The sequence below is a fragment of the Chryseobacterium sp. 14P4.3.2 genome, assembly GCF_057799275.1.
Genome location: NZ_JBYOKO010000020.1, coordinates 26,854 through 42,799, shown reverse-complemented (window position 1 = coordinate 42,799; position 15,946 = coordinate 26,854). Strand labels below are relative to the sequence as shown.

Below are 15,946 nucleotides of genomic sequence, written 5' to 3'. Positions count from 1 at the left end.
TAAATTTTGGAAAGATTATTGCTGTATTTTTACAATATGAAACAACAGAATTACAATAATCACAGGAAATTTTATCCGCCACATCACTTTATTTACCTTCCTATATTAATCATATTGGAGATTTTGGGAATCTATAAAATATGGGATGATCCTGAACACAAACTAAGCTGGATACTTTTTTCGATTGTTATTTTTCTATTATTTTATCTGGCATTTATGACCAGACAGCATTACGCACTGGGGCTTCAAAACCGTATGGTTATCCTTGAGTTTAAGCAACGGTATTTTGAAATTTTCAATAAAAGATCTGATGAAACTGTTGAAAAATTAAAATTCGACCAGATTGCAGCATTGAGATTTGCACATGATGATGAATTCAAAGAACTTTTGTACAAAGCGCTTCACGAAAAACTTTCTGGTGACGAGATCAAAAAATCGACCAGAAACTGGAGAGCAGACCGACTCAGAATTTAATTAACCAATCAAAATAGTAAGCTATGAAAAAATGGACATTATACAGTATTGCAATATTAACTTTACTGACACTTACAAGCTGCGAGGCAGTAGGAACAATTTTTAAAGCCGGAATGTGGTGGGGAATCTTCTTAGTCTGTGTAATTGTAGTGATTCTTTTAGTGATTTTCTCGAAGGGTAAAAACTCTTAACCATGTTTTATGGAGAAGAACACAGAGGTAGAGATTATTTCTCATTTAAAACCGGCAAAGATTGTTAAAATCATGAAAAATCCCGAGGCTTCTGCAAAGGCGGTACATCTTGTATATACCTCCGATGCGGAAACGCCCGGTATTACTCGTAAAAAAAACGGAAAAAAGTATTCTTATTATAAAGATGGAGAAAAAATAAAAGACAAGGATGAGATTGCAAGAATCAATAAACTTGTCATTCCACCCGCCTGGGAAAATGTGTGGATCTGTGCACTGGAAAACGGACACCTTCAGGCAACAGGCTTCGATTTGAAAAAAAGAAAACAGTATCGTTATCATTCTTTATGGAGTGCCTTAAGAAACCACACCAAATTTTACAGAATGCTTCAGTTCGGATATGCACTGCCGGATATACGGCTTCAGGTGGAACAGGATCTGGCTTTAAGAAATTTTGAGAAGCGAAAGATTCTCGCTTTAATTGTAAGCCTGATGCAAAGAACAAATATCCGTATTGGTAATAATATATATGAAAAGCTGTATGGGTCTTTTGGGCTCACTACATTAAAGGACAAACATGTGCAGGTAAAAGGACAGAAAATAACCTTTTCTTTTAAGGGGAAAAAAAGCATTATGCATCATATAGATCTTAAAAGCAAAAGACTGGCAAGGCTTGTTCAAAAATGTAAGGATATTCCCGGTAAGGAACTTTTTCAATATTTTGATGACGAAGGAAATCTCCATTCTGTAGATTCAGGAATGGTGAATGAATATATTAAAGAAATAAGCGGTGAGGATTTTACGGCTAAGGATTTCAGAACATGGTCCGGAACGGTGAGTGCCCTGATTGCCTTTAAAGAAATCGGCTATGCAGAAAATAATACAGCCTATAAAAGTAAAGTAAAAGAAGCACTGGATATTGTTGCTGAACATTTGGGAAACACCTCTGCTGTCTGCAGAAAGTACTATGTGCATCCTCTTGTTATCAATCTTTATGAAAACAATTCTATCAAAAAATATCTTGATGAACTGGAAGTAATTGAAGAGAATGACGGAAAAGCTGATCTGACACGAGAGGAAAAGCTTGTGCTGAAAATACTGGAAAATGAAAGAATGTAGAGAACAAAATGTGTCAATGGTAAATAGTGAATTTGCTTCGCCGCGAATTTGTACTTCTGCATCTTAAAATCCGTTCCTGCATTATCAATCATTCTATTGGCCGTTCACTTGCGAAGCAAAGTTAACCATTGACATTATCAAACTACGCTCTCTAATTAAACAGGTATTCTTTTATTTGAAAACTGTATTCTGTATTCTTTCGGTGTAATTCCGGCAATTTTTTTGAAAAGCTGGGTAAAATGTGATGCTGTATGAAAATTCAGTTCGTATGCAATTTCCGCAATATCTTTACTTGAATGCAGTAAAGCTTTACTATAGTTGATATCAATCTCATTGATCCACTGTTTTGGAGATTTCTGGGTTACCCCTTTTACACATTTATTTAAATAACTTTCTGTAACGGATAACTTATCTGCGTAGAAAGCTACTCTTTTTTCTACTACATGATATTTAAACAAAAGATCCCTGAACTGAAGAGAAAGCTCCATAGGGCGGGTTGCTGACTTGTGATGGGTATCAGAATCTGTACTCAGCATTTTGATCAGAATAAGATGAAGCATCGTTACTACTACATCATTAATATTCAGGCTATTCAGCCACAATTCCTGCTCCATAATGGGAAGAAGCTGGGTAATGGTTCCGTAAGTCAGGCTGTCAAGGTTCAGGAAAGGAGTCATAAAGAAAATACTGCTCTTATGTTTCGGTAGTTCCTGTTCAGACAGGATATTATTTTCATAAGCCAGAAAAAAACCTTCAATATCATCTGACAATTCTACAGTAGCCGTGATGGTTCCCTGTTTGATAAAGATGACACCACCTTTTTCAGAATGATATTCTTTATTTTCAAGATACTGCTTGATGTGTCCGTTGGTGACGAAAATAATAAAATTAAAAGTAGTACGATACGGAATCACCGGCATAAGGATTCCTTTAAGGTAATTCTCTATCCGATAAAGCTGTATGTCTGCATTATTGGCTAATATTTTATCCGTAATGTTCGGTAGGAAAAGCTTTTTATATTGAAAATTGGATAATACTTCCATAATGATTTGATTGTTACAAATTTAATGCTGAAATTGAATATTTGGATATTTTTGTTTGTATAATATCAGTTGTATAATGTATAATGTCGGTTGTAAAAGGTATAAGGTATAACTGCTTTCAAATAGAAGGATTATTATCTGATGTATTGTTCTTTATCATTTTAAAATAATCAATCATCAGCGCAACATTATACATTATACATTATACATTATACATTATACATTATACATTATACATTATACTCTAGAACTTATAATACACTCCTACTCTCACCCCAAAAGGGCTTCCCGGAGTATAGGTAAGATCTGTAATAGGTTCTGCCTCTCCTTTCAATTGAGTTTCTGTTGCAAACTGTGCTTCATTCCATTTTACATTGAAAAGATTATTGACCTGGATATTGGCACCCCAAGTCTGACGGTTATATGAAAGCATAAGATCATTAACAAAGTAAGGTTTGGTTCTGATGCTGTTATCTTCCACCGCAGGTCTTGCCCCCAGATATCTGTACTGTAATCCCAGAGAAAATCCTTTAAGAAAATCCCAGTTTACAGATCCTGTACTGGTTACTACCGGTGCGAGTGGAACATAGTCCTGTCCTTTTTCCTCTTCAATAAATCTTGCGTGAGAATAATTGATATCTGCATTCAGGTAAAAGTTCTCCAATGGCTGGAAACGCACGCCCAAATCAGCTCCGAAACGTCTTGATTTTCCTGAAGGTTCTACTACAGCATCATCTCCTACATATACAAATTCCTGCTGGAGATCCATATACCAAAGCGTTGGGGTAATGATCAAGGATTTGAAAGGATGCAGCCTGACTCCGAAATCTGCTCCGATAGAATATGGAAGTGTATTTTCATTTTTATTAGGCACCACTACTCTCAGGTCATTGGAATGGAACCCCATTCCTGTTTTCAAAAACCACATCACATTATCATTTTGAGCATAGGAGAAATTAAGTTTCGGACTTAATCTTGTTGCTTCTTTTGACTGGCCGGAGGGTAATTGCTCAACATCCAGAAGATTATGCATATTAAAAATAAAATGATCAACTCTTAAAGCTGGATTGATGGTCCATTTTCCTGTTTTCCAGATTAACCCTGAATAAGCATGGAGATTGGTTTCCGTTCCCGTTACATCTGATAATCTATCCAACAGCAGATCTCTGTGATAAACGTGATTAAGCTGTAATGTATTGATATCATCGTTTCTTAAACCTACTCCCGATATCCAGTTCAGAGAGCTGCTTGGCAGAGAAAAGCTTTTGGTATATTTTATTTCTGTTCCATAAATATTTCTTCCATCTGTCTGCTGGATTTCATCTCCGTGATCTTTATCTTTTAAGTAAAAAGTAAAGTCAGAATAAAGATTGAAATTGTATCTTGAATAAAAAGCCATTGCATCAATCTGCTCAGAAGGAGAAATGATATGCTTAAAGTTCATCTGAATGTTTGTTCTGGAAGTTTTTCCGCCCTCAGTAGGATCTATACTGCCCCATCTTCCGATGATTCCTTCGTCTACGGCACGTTCAGGAATCTGCCCTGAAGCATTCCATGAAGAACTGAAGGTCGAAAACTGGATATTGAAATAGTCTTTGTCAGTAAACCACTGGTTATATTTTCCAAAGATATTAACTCTGTTAAAGTTCTGCTTTACATCAAAAGGACCATCTGTATAATTGTATTCTGCTGCTATATATGCATTTTTCCGACCTTCATCATCATGCAGAATATTGAACATTCCCAAGACTCTTTTTGAATTGAATGAGCCTCCTTCCAGTTTGATCATACTATTCTTCAATCCGTTATAAGTCTGAAAATCTACATATCCGGCTGTATTGAAATCTCCACGATCCATATAATACGCCCCTTTTCCAAAGTCTATATTGTTTACTGTTTCAGGAATTACAAAATGGAGATCAGAATATCCCTGTCCATGGGCATGAGATACAATATTTACCGGCATTCCGTCTACATTCACGCTTACATCAGTACCATGGTCTGCATCAAATCCTCTTAAAAAAAGCTGTTCGGCCTTTCCTCCTCCTGCATGCTGGGCAATAAACAATCCCGGAACTTTCCTAAGTAAATCCTGCGCAGAGTTTACGGGAAATTTATTCAGATCAACTTTGGTAATTGCTGATAAGAATGAGCTGTGATTGATGGCTACTTCTGATATCTGAAAAGGTTTATGCTGTAAAAAAATAACTTTACTTTTATCTTCATCATTGGTTACCACCCATTTTACCTCATCGTATCCCGGACGATTGATTACCAACGTATCGGGAAGTGACTTCACTGGAATGGCAAACGTACCGTCTGTTCCTGTATGAGTATGGCTTTCACCATGATTATATTTTATCAACACATCCGCAATGGGAAATTTATCGTCTGCATCTTTAATTAACAGTTGTTTTTCAGCTTCCTGCGCCCTCATTTTTCCACTGAAGGCCATTACCAGAAATACAGCTGCTATTTTCGTTATTTTCATTTTTTATTTTTTTGTAAAATGTATTATGTTGTTTGTAAAATGTGTTAATGAATGATTATAGGTTAAATTCCGGTCAGAAAAATTGATTTGCAGCTTCCAGTCTACATTCTCATTCTCCATTTTCATCTTTTAATTTTCAACTCTAATTCATTTTCGCTTTACGAATCCCTTTCTGAATCAAAAGTGTAATCCAGGTACCTGCTACAAACGGGAAAGTAAACACCCCACCTACGGCACTCAGCAAATTATTATCAACTAAGAAATCATCAATGGCAATCGTTAAGAACACTGCAATGAGCACCCATAATCCATCTGTTTTTTTAACTCCTGAGAATACAATGGCTGAAAGCACTGCATTAAAACCGAATAGCCCCATATGAATTTCTTTCACAGGTTCTCCGTTCAACTGTGATAGTCCGGCTCCCAGAATAGAGGCTGCAAGTCCATATAAAGCAGCAACCGGTGAACTGATGAAAACGGCAATAAAGAAAATCATTCCTGAAAGTACTCCACCCTGAAATATCACTTCCCCAAAGCCGTTGGTACAGGTAAGGAAATCATCATATTTTGTAGGTACCACTTCACTGCTCAGCATTGCAGATGGCGGAATGTGGGTAAAATGATGCAGTGCAAATACCAATACCCATGAAATAATGATGAAAGGAAAAGTAAATACCGGGATTTTCTTTTGGATAAAGAAATGCTGAATAATAGCAGCCAATGCCCCTCCCAGTATAATAAGAACCCAGATCAATACGGTTGTTTCAAATAAAAATGACAATGCCACTCCTACAAGGGCTGCACTGAATCCGTATAAACCGGCATTGATTTCAGATTGGTTATATTTAAGCTTCATGGCGGTAAAAGTTCCGGCTGCTGTTGATAGCAAAACGGCAACTCCGCATTGCCAGCTTCCCATAAATATTCCTATCAAAAACAGAAGCCCGGTCCATCTGTTTTCCTGAAGCATAATCTGCCCGATTCCTTTTAAAATATTATCGATAAAAGGTAGTTTTTTGAAAAATTCGTCCATAGTTTTTTTAATTGTATTAATGTAGAGTGTATAATGTATTAATGAGGGGAATGGGGAAATTGAAAATGAAGAATCCAAAATTCAAAGTGGAAAATTGAAAGTTGAAAGTTGAAAGTTGAAAATTATTAATGATTACGAATGTTGTGTTTCTCATTCAAATTCTCTGATTTTATACCTTTAAACTCTCCAAATCATGATTCTTTACCATCCCAGAAAGACCATTCCAATTCCACAAACTGTCACAACGGCACCACTTACCACGCCCATATATCTTTCCAGTTTATCAGTATTGAATAAAGTTGAGTACCCGTAACGTCCTAAAAGAACCATCCCAAGCATTGTCAATACGGTGGTCACGGTGAATGAAGTAACCAATACTGCGATTTCAGACATTGAATGTTTTACTCCTGAGTAGAATAATAAAGGGATTAAAGGTTCGCTTGGCCCCATTACAAAGATCATGAAAAGTACGAGTGGGGTCACTTTTATTCTTTTCTGAGGCATTACCACTTCATTGTGATTGTGTTCATAGACATATACATCATCTCCCATTACATCAAAATGTTTGTGGGGCTTATTTCTGATTGCCTGAACCAGCCCATACACCAGATAAATTCCTCCAAAGATCAGCAGTGCCCATCCTGAGAAGTTTCCTCTTATATCCTGAAACCAGGAAATTTTATTCAGCTGCCAGCCAAGGAAAACTCCGATAAATCCTAAAATAAGTGAACTCAATACGTGCCCCAGCCCGCAGACAACAGTTAATATTGCTGTTTTCATCCCACTCCATTTCTTGGATTTCGAAATTACAATAAACGGCAGATAATGATCCGGCCCTGAAGCGGTATGTATAAAACTTATTGAAACGGCACTCAAAAGAAGCGCCCAAACTGTACTATCCATTTTATTAATTCTGTTATTTCTGATTCTTATTAAGTTTTTGGCTAAAGCCCGTTTCTACTGAAAAAATGAAGTACGTTAACTTTGATAAGAATCATTTTAATTTTTATTCCAGTGACCAAAGGATTTCCTGAATATAAAGGAAGAAATTATACATCAGCTCTCCACCATGCCCTAAAGCTCTCACTACAAAACCATTATCTTCCATTGCAGAAACACCTACTTCCATTTCTTCATGATGCTGTGCTGCTGCTTCAACAATCTCATCAATCAGTGCATTCTTATCTACATTCTCCTTCGTACTGTAAAAGATTAAAGTTCCCTGATGGGTATACTGCTCCAGATTTCCGATGCTGCTGATGGGGATCAGATCCGGCTGAATTACCACATTGTCTTTTACTACCAGTTTATTGTTATGGTAGATTTCCATCAGATTCTGAAAACGTTTCAATTTGAAAACTTCTCCATAATGCTTTCTTCCGCAGGTAATGATCTCACTGATGATAATCTGGCTGTCTCTTCCGATATGAATATTGGCTTTACTTTTAAAGTTGGAATCTTCATGCGGAACTATAGGATGCGGAACATAGGCAAAGGAGGTTTCATCTTCCATTTTTACATTCAGTTCCTGCAAAGCTTTATCCTTCATATTAAACAATCTCTGATAAGACTGTGACTGCAACTGCAATGAGGATCCTTTTTCAAGAGCAACATCCAGATGATAATGGTCTCCATCCAGAATTCCCGGGGAGGAGCTCATCACCATCTGATAAAGCTTTTTGTCACTTTTTCTCTGTCCTACAGAAACAACTCTGAAAGGAAGTGAGACATAAAGATCTTTCACGTACGATTCTCCTCCCTTGAATCCTGCTATAATATTTAAGCGGCTATCCATCTATCTTACTAAGTTCGGTTCTTCAATTTCCTCTAAAAGAGCATATTTTTTAATCCAGCCGATCACTTTATCCAGTCCTTCATCCGTTTTAAGGTTCGTGAATACAAACGGATTTCCTTTTCTCATCCTTCTTGCATCATTTTCCATTACTTCAAGACTCGCTCCTACATGCGGGGCAAGGTCAATTTTATTGATGATCAATAAGTCTGATCTTGTAATACCTGGGCCTCCTTTTCTAGGAATTTTTTCTCCTTCTGCAACATCAATAATAAAGATGGTAACGTCTGCAAGATCCGGACTGAAAGTTGCTGAAAGGTTATCACCTCCACTTTCAATAAGAACCAATTCAATATCCGGGAAACGTGCTGCCAGTTCATCCACTGCTTCAAGGTTCATACTTGCATCTTCACGGATTGCTGTGTGAGGGCAGCCTCCTGTTTCTACTCCGATAATTCTGTCATGAGGAAGAAGACTGTTTTTAGCCATAAACTCAGCATCTTCTTTGGTATAAATATCATTAGTAATTACTCCAAGATCATAGATCCCGAATAATTTTCTGCTTAAACGTTCCAGTAATGCAGTTTTTCCTGACCCTACAGGTCCTGCCACTCCTACTTTTATATATTTTCTATTTTCCATTTTTCTAAATTTTATTTTTTAGTGCAAAGAGCACTGATTTTTTTATTGATATTTTTTAAGGGTGATAAAGGCATTTCACTCAGTAAAGTATTTCCACTTCGTTCATCCCTGTTTCCTTTTAATTTTTTTTGTTCTGCTTTCTATGACATATAAAGTCTTGAGTAAAGTCTTTCATGCTGCATACATCTTATATCAAAAGCCGTATTACAAAGTCCTACCATATCTCTGTCCAGTTCCATGGTCTCCCAAACGGTCTTTTCCATTACGGGATACAGAGAAAAGAGAATATCCTGACCGTCAAGCTGTCCCAGAGGAACCAATTTTACAGCATTGGTGATCATCCCTGCAACCGAGGTATAATAGAATCCCAGCAGGGCTTCGTATAATGGTATTTTCATTAAATAAGCATATACTCCAAAAACGATACAATAATGAGAATTGGCTTCTTTATTCTGAACTGCTTTTTCAAAAGCCTCCATAAAAGGGAAACTTTCTCTTCTCTTGAATATCTTGATCAATCTCAGACCAAGCTTCTGACTGGCCTGACGGATTTCTTTCGGACATTTGATAGAATTACATTCATTATCAAGAAGTAAGAGTGCTTCTAAGTCCCCTTTTTCCGCTGCTTTATAAGCCAGTTTTACAAAAGCTCCGTCATTGAACTTAAGATTATACTGAAGCATATTCTGCACAAACTCTTTCGCGGTCTGTAAATTATGTACAATTCTTTCCTGTACATAGGTTTCAAGTCCGTTGGAATGGGTATAGCCACCAATAGGAAGTGTAGGATCTGCGAGATGAAGCAGTCCTGACAGAAAATTTATATTCATATTATTCATCTTTTGGGGCAGCCATTTTTAAGATTTTTGTAAATATTGTTGAACCCAGACTTCCATGCCCGTGAGGCTCAACGTTTGATTTAAGAAGATTAAGCAGCTTTACAGATTTCTTTTCCGGTTTGAACCCGCTTGCCTCCAGCCATCTGAACATGGGCATTTCGAAAGGCAGTAAAACTTTATCGTCCTGAATAAAAAGCGGAATATGTTTGTTTCCGATTTCATAACATACTGTTCCCATTTCCAGTAATGAACCCGGAGCCATTACAATAGCATCCGTCTCCAAAACATTAATGGCAACTATTTTTTCTGCATCCTCAAAAAGAATATCTCCTTCATGCAGGCGCTGCCCCTCTCTGAGAAACTTGATGGCAACATCGGTTCCCTGTCTGGTTTTTTTGCGCTGGATTCTTTTTGTTGTTTCAAACCATTCAAGATCAAGATAATCTATGGTTTTTGCTGTAGGATTTTCAGAGAGATTGCCTATGATTTGATTAATTATCATTTTGGGATTTTTTTCTGAAGTCTAAGTTTTTGGAAATTCCTACTCCGAACGTTGAACCACTGATTCCTGCTACATAGGTTTTTGTCCAGCCTTCCTCTTTTGTCTTGGTCTGAAGCATTGAAAGTTCTGCAAATTTGAATTTCAAAGCCCAGCCTCCTCCTAACAAAATTCCGATCAGTGGATAAGCACGAAGACGGAATCCGTTAAAATTCTGCATTGCATCCACAGCTCCTGACTGCTGCTGACCCCAAACATAATGAGCATCAACCTGGCCAATCAGTACAAAATATTTTCCAAGCATCAATGACGGGCTATACCAGATTCCTGCTTCATTCTGCTTATACAAAACTTTATGATCTACCGTATTTTGTGAGTAAGCATAGTTGACTCCGACAAGGTCATTATTATTGATAAAGTATCCCACTCCAAGGGGTGCGCTGGAAACGGTACTGCTGCTGCTGGATGGTGTAGTGATCTTGGAATAATCTAATGATCCGTAAACCATAAACTGGCCTTTTGGCCCCTCTTCATCACTTTTAAGTCTGTGTCCCCCCAGGAACTGAGCACTTAAATCCCCGGAAATCAAGGATATCCCGGCTATCGCAAGAGAAAAAACTGTTTTATTTAAATATTTCATTCTAAACTTAGTTCTATAGTGAGTTAAATTTTCTTTGGATAAATCTTTTGAAATCTTATTTAAACCTTATAGGTTTTGGAAACCTATAAGGTTTGATTTGCACTTTTCAGATTTATTTTTAGAACAAGTAGTATAACTGTGTTAAAGGAAGTGTTTCTGCCGGCTCGCAAGTGATGTACTCACCATCTACCGTTACTTTATAGTTTTCAGGATTTACTTCTATTAAAGGAGTCTTGTCGTTATGGATAAGATCTGCTTTAGAAATATTTCTACAGTTTTTCACAGGAAGGATCATTTTCTCCAATTTATAAGAAGCGATGGTTCCGTTATCAATAGAGATCTGAGAAACGAAGTTGGCACAGATACCGTATTTAGCTTTTCCGTGAGCCCCAAACATATTTCTGTAAATAACAGGCTGAGGTGTAGGAATAGATGCATTAGGATCTCCCATTTTAGCAGCAATTACAAATCCTCCTTTTACAATCATTTCAGGTTTTACCCCAAATAATGCAGGTTTCCAGATCACCAGGTCAGCTAATTTCCCTTCTTCAAGAGATCCCACATATTCTGAAATACCATGAGCAATAGCCGGGTTGATGGTATACTTCGCTACATATCTTTTGGCGCGGTAGTTATCATTGTCTGTATTCTGATCTTCTTCCAAAGCACCTCTCTGCTCCTTCATTTTGCTAGCCGTCTGCCATGTTCTGGTGATTACTTCGCCTGGTCTTCCCATTGCCTGAGAGTCGGAACTCATGATACTGAATACTCCCATATCATGCAGAATATCTTCTGCTGCAATCGTTTCAGGACGGATACGTGAATCTGCGAATGCCACATCTTCAGGAATATTTTTGCTCAAATGGTGGCACACCATCAACATATCTAGGTGCTCATCAATCGTATTGATTGTATAAGGACGTGTTGGGTTTGTGGAAGCAGGTAATACGTTGGGGTACATTGCTGCTTTAATGATGTCCGGTGCGTGCCCTCCACCAGCTCCTTCCGTATGGAAAGTATGGATTACTCTTCCGTTGATCGCTCTCATTGTATCTTCCAGGAAACCTCCTTCATTCAATGTATCTGTGTGGATGGCAACCTGAACGTCGTATTTATCCGCTACTTTTAGGGCGGCATCTATTGTTGCAGGAGTTGCTCCCCAGTCTTCGTGAATTTTCACTCCTAAAGCACCTGCTTCTACCTGCTCTTCGATAGGCTCCTCAGCAGAACAGTTTCCTTTTCCAAAGAACCCAAGATTCATAGGATATTCTTCTGCTGCTTCAAGCATTTTCTGCATATTGAATTTCCCTGGAGTAACGGTTGTAGCATTTGTCCCGTCATTCGGTCCTGTACCACCACCAATCATCGTGGTAATTCCACTGTATAAAGAGGTCTCGATCTGCTGTGGGCAGATGTAGTGAATGTGGGTATCTATTCCTCCCGCTGTTACGATATATCCTTTTCCACCATGAACTTCAGTAGAAGCACCAATGATCATATTAGGAGATACACCATCCATCGTATCAGGGTTTCCGGCTTTTCCTATTCCCACGATCTTACCGTCTTTTATTCCGATATCACCTTTTACAATTCCCCAGTGGTCAATGATTACTGCTCCTGTGATGCAAAGGTCCAAAACCCCTTCGTCTCTTTTTGCAGTAACGTTCTGCCCCATTCCGTCACGTACGGTTTTTCCACCTCCGAAAACAGCCTCGTCTCCGTAATGGGTGAAATCTTTTTCAATTTCAATTATAATTTCAGTATCTCCCAGTCTGATTTTATCTCCGGCTGTAGGACCTAATATATTGGCGTATTGCTTTCTATCTACGTTTAAGCTCATCTTAGTAATTTTTAAAGTTTAACTCTTCAATTTTTGCAAGGCTTACTTTTTTCTGTTCTTCAGAATCTACCTGTCCGTCAACAAGGTTATTAAAGCCCATTGCTTTTTTAGTACCTCCTATTTCTACCAGTTCCACATCTTTTTCTTCTCCCGGTTCGAAACGTACTGCAGTACTTGCTACAATGTTCAGTCTCTTTCCAAAGGCTTTTTCGCGGTCAAAGCTCATTGCCTTATTTACTTCGAAAAAGTGAAAATGTGAACCTACCTGAATAGGACGGTCTCCGGTATTTGTTACTTTTATTTTGACAGTTTCTCTGCCTTCATTGCAGATAATAATGCCTTCTTTTACGAAAATTTCTCCTGGTATCATAATAGAAATAGGTATTAACGGATTGGGTTGTGTACGGTTACCAGCTTCGTTCCATCAGGGAATGTTGCTTCAATCTGAACATCGTGGATCATATCTGCCACGCCGGGCATCACATCATCTTTGGTAAGAAGATTAGCGCCTTCCTGCATCAGTTCAGCGACTCTCTTTCCGTCTCTTGCTCCTTCAAGCAAAAAATGGCTAATCAATGCTATTGATTCTGGATAGTTTAATTTAAGGCCTCTAGCCTTTCTTTTTAGAGCCAGCTCTCCTGCCAGAAATAGCATAAGCTTCTCCGTTTCTCTCGGTGTTAAGTGCATAGTATTTTTATTTAAAATTGAACAAACAGTATCCGGTTCGTCTTTCTATAAAGACAAATAGGAATGTTTAAAAATGTAAAGTGAGGAATGATGCCTACTGATCTGTATTTACATAATACAAACCATAAAGGGTCATTGAAAAATTTAAAATAGGATTAGCAGCCTGCTATTTGCAGGGAATGATACAGAATGTACCTTGGTGCTGTAATATAGACACGGTTTTTAACGGCCGCAACCGGTATATTATGAGAATAATCTGCAAAAAAATAGTGAAGCCACTGCTGTGCAAGTATTGAATAGTCAAATTTTACCTTCTCCCAATCGTTGGAATCCTGAGCATCCTGAGCATCTGTAAAACTATAAATTTCAGGCTGGGTCTGCTGATCCGATTTTTGCTGAAGAAGATGAATTTTTGAAAGGATATCAGAGTATGATTCAGTTTTCCCTTTATGTGCAAAAAGACCTGCACACAATGCTGAGAAAAATAATACAAAAGAGAAAAATAGGACTCTTTTTTTCATACCTGTTAATAATGATGTAAAAGTAGGACAATCTTAAAACTCTGGCTATCAAAAAATTTATTTAAAATGTTCAAAATCGCAACAAACGTAATTTTATATATTTTTAACATTTAGCCATAAATCCTTTATTTACAGTATAAAAGTGTAAGATTTGAACTATGACAAATATTTTATTGTCCCTATTCCCGCAATTATACTCCATCGATCTTTATTTTCCATCAATCTAAAAAATTGAATAAATTCATTAAACATTCTTAGTATAAAGCATTAAAAACACCTTTAATGATAAAAATTATCAGGCTAAAAAGTTTATTCCATAAAAACAGGCGGTATTTTTTCTTTTCTTATAATTATCGTAAATTTGTATACAACATACTTAGTAAAATTTAATAAAAATAATAAAAACGTAATATGTCAAAAGCAATTTCGCAAGTGCCATTAGCAGTAAACGAGCCGGTAAGTTCATATGTACCTGGATCTCCCGAAGTTAAAAGCCTTATCAGTACCTATAAAAAAATGTGGTCTGAAAAGGTAGAAATTCCAATGATCATCAATGGTAAAGAAGTAAAAACTGACAATAAAGTACAGCTTCAGTCTCCTCAGGATCATGCTCACGACTTCGGATTTTATTACCAAGGGGGTATGCAGCATGTGGATGACGCTATAAACGCGGCATTGGCAGCTAAAAAAGAGTGGAATGAACTAGGCTGGGAACAGCGTGCAGCAATTTTCCTGAAAGCAGCTGATCTTTTAGCTGGCCCTTACAGAGACGTCATCAATGCAGCAACAATGATTGGACAGTCTAAAAATGTACACCAGGCAGAAATTGACGCAGCTTGTGAGTTCATTGACTTCCTAAGATTCAACGTAGAATTCATGACTGAAATGTATTCTGAGCAGCCTGTTTCTGACGATGGAATCTGGAACCGCGTAGAGTACAGACCATTAGAAGGATTCTGTTTTGCAGTAACTCCGTTCAACTTTACGGCCATTTCAGGAAACCTTCCTACGTGTATGGCAATGCTAGGAAACGTAGTCGTTTGGAAGCCTTCTGACAAGCAGGTTTATTCTGCAAAAGTAATTATGGATGTATTGGTAGAAGCTGGTCTTCCAGCCGGTGTCATCAATATGATCTTTACCGATGGAAAAGAAACTGCTGAAAAAGTATTGGCACATAAAGATTTTGCAGGTCTTCACTTCACTGGTTCTACAAAAGTATTCCAGGGAATGTGGAAAATGATCGGTGACAATATTCACAACTACAGAACATATCCAAGAATTGTAGGGGAAACCGGTGGTAAAGATTTTGTAATCGCTCATCCATCTGCTAATGTAGAAGCTGTAGCTACTGCTTTGGTAAGAGGTTCTTTCGAATATCAGGGACAAAAGTGTTCTGCGGCTTCAAGAGCTTATGTTCCTAAGTCTCTTTGGGCTGATGTGAAAAAAGTAATGGAAGCTCAGATGAGTACAATTAAAATTGGTTCTCCTGAAGATCCGTCTAACTTTGTGAATGCAGTAATCGACAAAAATTCTTTCGAAAAATGTAAAGGATATATCGACAGAGCTAATGCATCTGGTGAAGCTACTGTAGCGATCGGTGGAAAAGTTGATGATTCTAAAGGATGGTTTGTACACCCTACAGTAATTGAAACTACAAATCCTCAATACGAAAGTATGGTAGAAGAGATCTTCGGGCCTATCTTATCTGTATTTGTTTATGAAGATCAGGACTGGAAAGAAACGCTTAAAATAGTTGATTCTTCTTCTCCTTATTCATTGACAGGTTCTGTATTCGCTCAAGACCGTTACGCGATCAATGAGGCTTATAAGGCATTGGAAAATGCATCAGGAAACTTCTACATCAACGACAAACCAACGGGTGCTGTAGTAGGACAGCAACCTTTCGGTGGTGGTAGAGCTTCAGGAACTAACGATAAAGCGGGTTCTAAAATGAATCTTCTAAGATGGACTTCTGTAAGAAGTATAAAAGAAACTTTTGTTTCTCCAAAAGACTACAAATATCCATTCCTTGGATAATAATAACAGGTCATAAATAATTATTGACTCTAAATATGGCCCCGGAATTTTAGTTCCGGGGCTTTTTTATGCATAAGAAATCGGAAAATGCTGCTGCTTTT

The 15,946-nt window shown here is 37.7% G+C and carries 17 protein-coding genes; 4 read left to right on the top strand and 13 right to left on the bottom strand.

Annotated features, from left to right (window positions below):
- The first annotated feature begins 36 nt into the window (after nt 1-36).
- The 3 genes from AC27VX_RS21435 to AC27VX_RS21425 are packed head-to-tail and all read left to right on the top strand — an operon-like array spanning nt 37 to nt 1,781.
- Entirely contained in the window at nt 37-474 is a 438-nt protein-coding gene (locus AC27VX_RS21435) for a DUF6526 family protein (protein WP_236855384.1), read from the top strand.
- A gap of 23 nt (nt 475-497) precedes the next feature.
- Nucleotides 498-665, top strand: a complete 168-nt coding sequence (locus tag AC27VX_RS21430) for a phosphatidate cytidylyltransferase (RefSeq protein ID WP_300690131.1) — start codon at nt 498-500, stop codon at nt 663-665.
- A gap of 9 nt (nt 666-674) precedes the next feature.
- Nucleotides 675-1,781 carry a DNA topoisomerase IB gene (locus AC27VX_RS21425; protein ID WP_488697836.1) on the top strand — a complete coding sequence of 369 codons (1,107 nt, stop codon included), beginning with the start codon at nt 675-677 and terminating at the stop codon, nt 1,779-1,781.
- A gap of 155 nt (nt 1,782-1,936) precedes the next feature.
- Here AC27VX_RS21425 and AC27VX_RS21420 read toward each other — a convergent pair whose 3' ends face one another.
- The 13 genes from AC27VX_RS21420 to AC27VX_RS21360 form a co-directional block, all read right to left on the bottom strand.
- Nucleotides 1,937-2,824 (bottom strand): helix-turn-helix domain-containing protein, encoded by an 888-nt coding sequence (locus AC27VX_RS21420; protein ID WP_236855387.1) that lies wholly within the window; start codon nt 2,822-2,824, stop codon nt 1,937-1,939.
- Between the two features lie 244 nt (nt 2,825-3,068).
- On the bottom strand, nt 3,069-5,315 hold the full coding sequence (locus tag AC27VX_RS21415) for a TonB-dependent receptor (protein WP_236855388.1): 2,247 nt from the start codon (nt 5,313-5,315) through the stop codon (nt 3,069-3,071).
- 142 nt (nt 5,316-5,457) lie between these two features.
- Nucleotides 5,458-6,348, bottom strand: a complete 891-nt coding sequence (locus AC27VX_RS21410) for an urea transporter (RefSeq protein ID WP_236855389.1) — start codon at nt 6,346-6,348, stop codon at nt 5,458-5,460.
- 201 nt (nt 6,349-6,549) lie between these two features.
- Nucleotides 6,550-7,251 carry a hypothetical protein gene (locus AC27VX_RS21405; RefSeq protein ID WP_300690123.1) on the bottom strand — a complete coding sequence of 234 codons (702 nt, stop codon included), beginning with the start codon at nt 7,249-7,251 and terminating at the stop codon, nt 6,550-6,552.
- Nucleotides 7,252-7,354: 103 nt separating this feature from the next.
- Nucleotides 7,355-8,143, bottom strand: coding sequence for an urease accessory protein UreD (locus AC27VX_RS21400; RefSeq protein ID WP_488697833.1), 789 nt, complete (start codon nt 8,141-8,143; stop codon nt 7,355-7,357).
- Nucleotides 8,144-8,782, bottom strand: coding sequence for an urease accessory protein UreG (gene ureG / locus AC27VX_RS21395; protein ID WP_236855392.1), 639 nt, complete (start codon nt 8,780-8,782; stop codon nt 8,144-8,146).
- 140 nt (nt 8,783-8,922) lie between these two features.
- Nucleotides 8,923-9,612: an urease accessory protein UreF gene (locus tag AC27VX_RS21390; protein ID WP_236855393.1), complete on the bottom strand. Its 690-nt coding sequence runs from the start codon at nt 9,610-9,612 to the stop codon at nt 8,923-8,925.
- Nucleotide 9,613: 1 nt separating this feature from the next.
- A complete protein-coding gene (gene ureE, locus AC27VX_RS21385; protein WP_300690118.1) occupies nt 9,614-10,123 on the bottom strand; it encodes an urease accessory protein UreE in 510 nt (169 codons plus the stop codon).
- Nucleotides 10,113-10,760 carry a hypothetical protein gene (locus AC27VX_RS21380; protein ID WP_236855395.1) on the bottom strand — a complete coding sequence of 216 codons (648 nt, stop codon included), beginning with the start codon at nt 10,758-10,760 and terminating at the stop codon, nt 10,113-10,115. The genes ureE and AC27VX_RS21380 overlap by 11 nt, the downstream gene beginning before the upstream one ends.
- A gap of 118 nt (nt 10,761-10,878) precedes the next feature.
- Nucleotides 10,879-12,600 (bottom strand): urease subunit alpha, encoded by a 1,722-nt coding sequence (gene ureC / locus AC27VX_RS21375; protein WP_236855396.1) that lies wholly within the window; start codon nt 12,598-12,600, stop codon nt 10,879-10,881.
- A gap of 1 nt (nt 12,601) precedes the next feature.
- Nucleotides 12,602-12,970, bottom strand: a complete 369-nt coding sequence (ureB, locus tag AC27VX_RS21370) for an urease subunit beta (RefSeq protein ID WP_488697830.1) — start codon at nt 12,968-12,970, stop codon at nt 12,602-12,604.
- Nucleotides 12,971-12,984: 14 nt separating this feature from the next.
- Complete coding sequence (ureA, locus tag AC27VX_RS21365; RefSeq protein ID WP_089737134.1) at nt 12,985-13,287, bottom strand: urease subunit gamma; 303 nt, start codon at nt 13,285-13,287, stop codon at nt 12,985-12,987.
- 155 nt (nt 13,288-13,442) lie between these two features.
- The gene (locus AC27VX_RS21360; RefSeq protein WP_236855398.1) at nt 13,443-13,808 is read right to left on the bottom strand and encodes a hypothetical protein; all 366 of its coding nucleotides are present in this window, start codon (nt 13,806-13,808) and stop codon (nt 13,443-13,445) included.
- Between the two features lie 411 nt (nt 13,809-14,219).
- Here AC27VX_RS21360 and pruA point away from each other — a divergent pair, with 411 nt between their 5' ends.
- Nucleotides 14,220-15,845, top strand: coding sequence for an L-glutamate gamma-semialdehyde dehydrogenase (gene pruA, locus AC27VX_RS21355; RefSeq protein ID WP_236855399.1), 1,626 nt, complete (start codon nt 14,220-14,222; stop codon nt 15,843-15,845).
- Nucleotides 15,846-15,946: the final 101 nt, after the last annotated feature.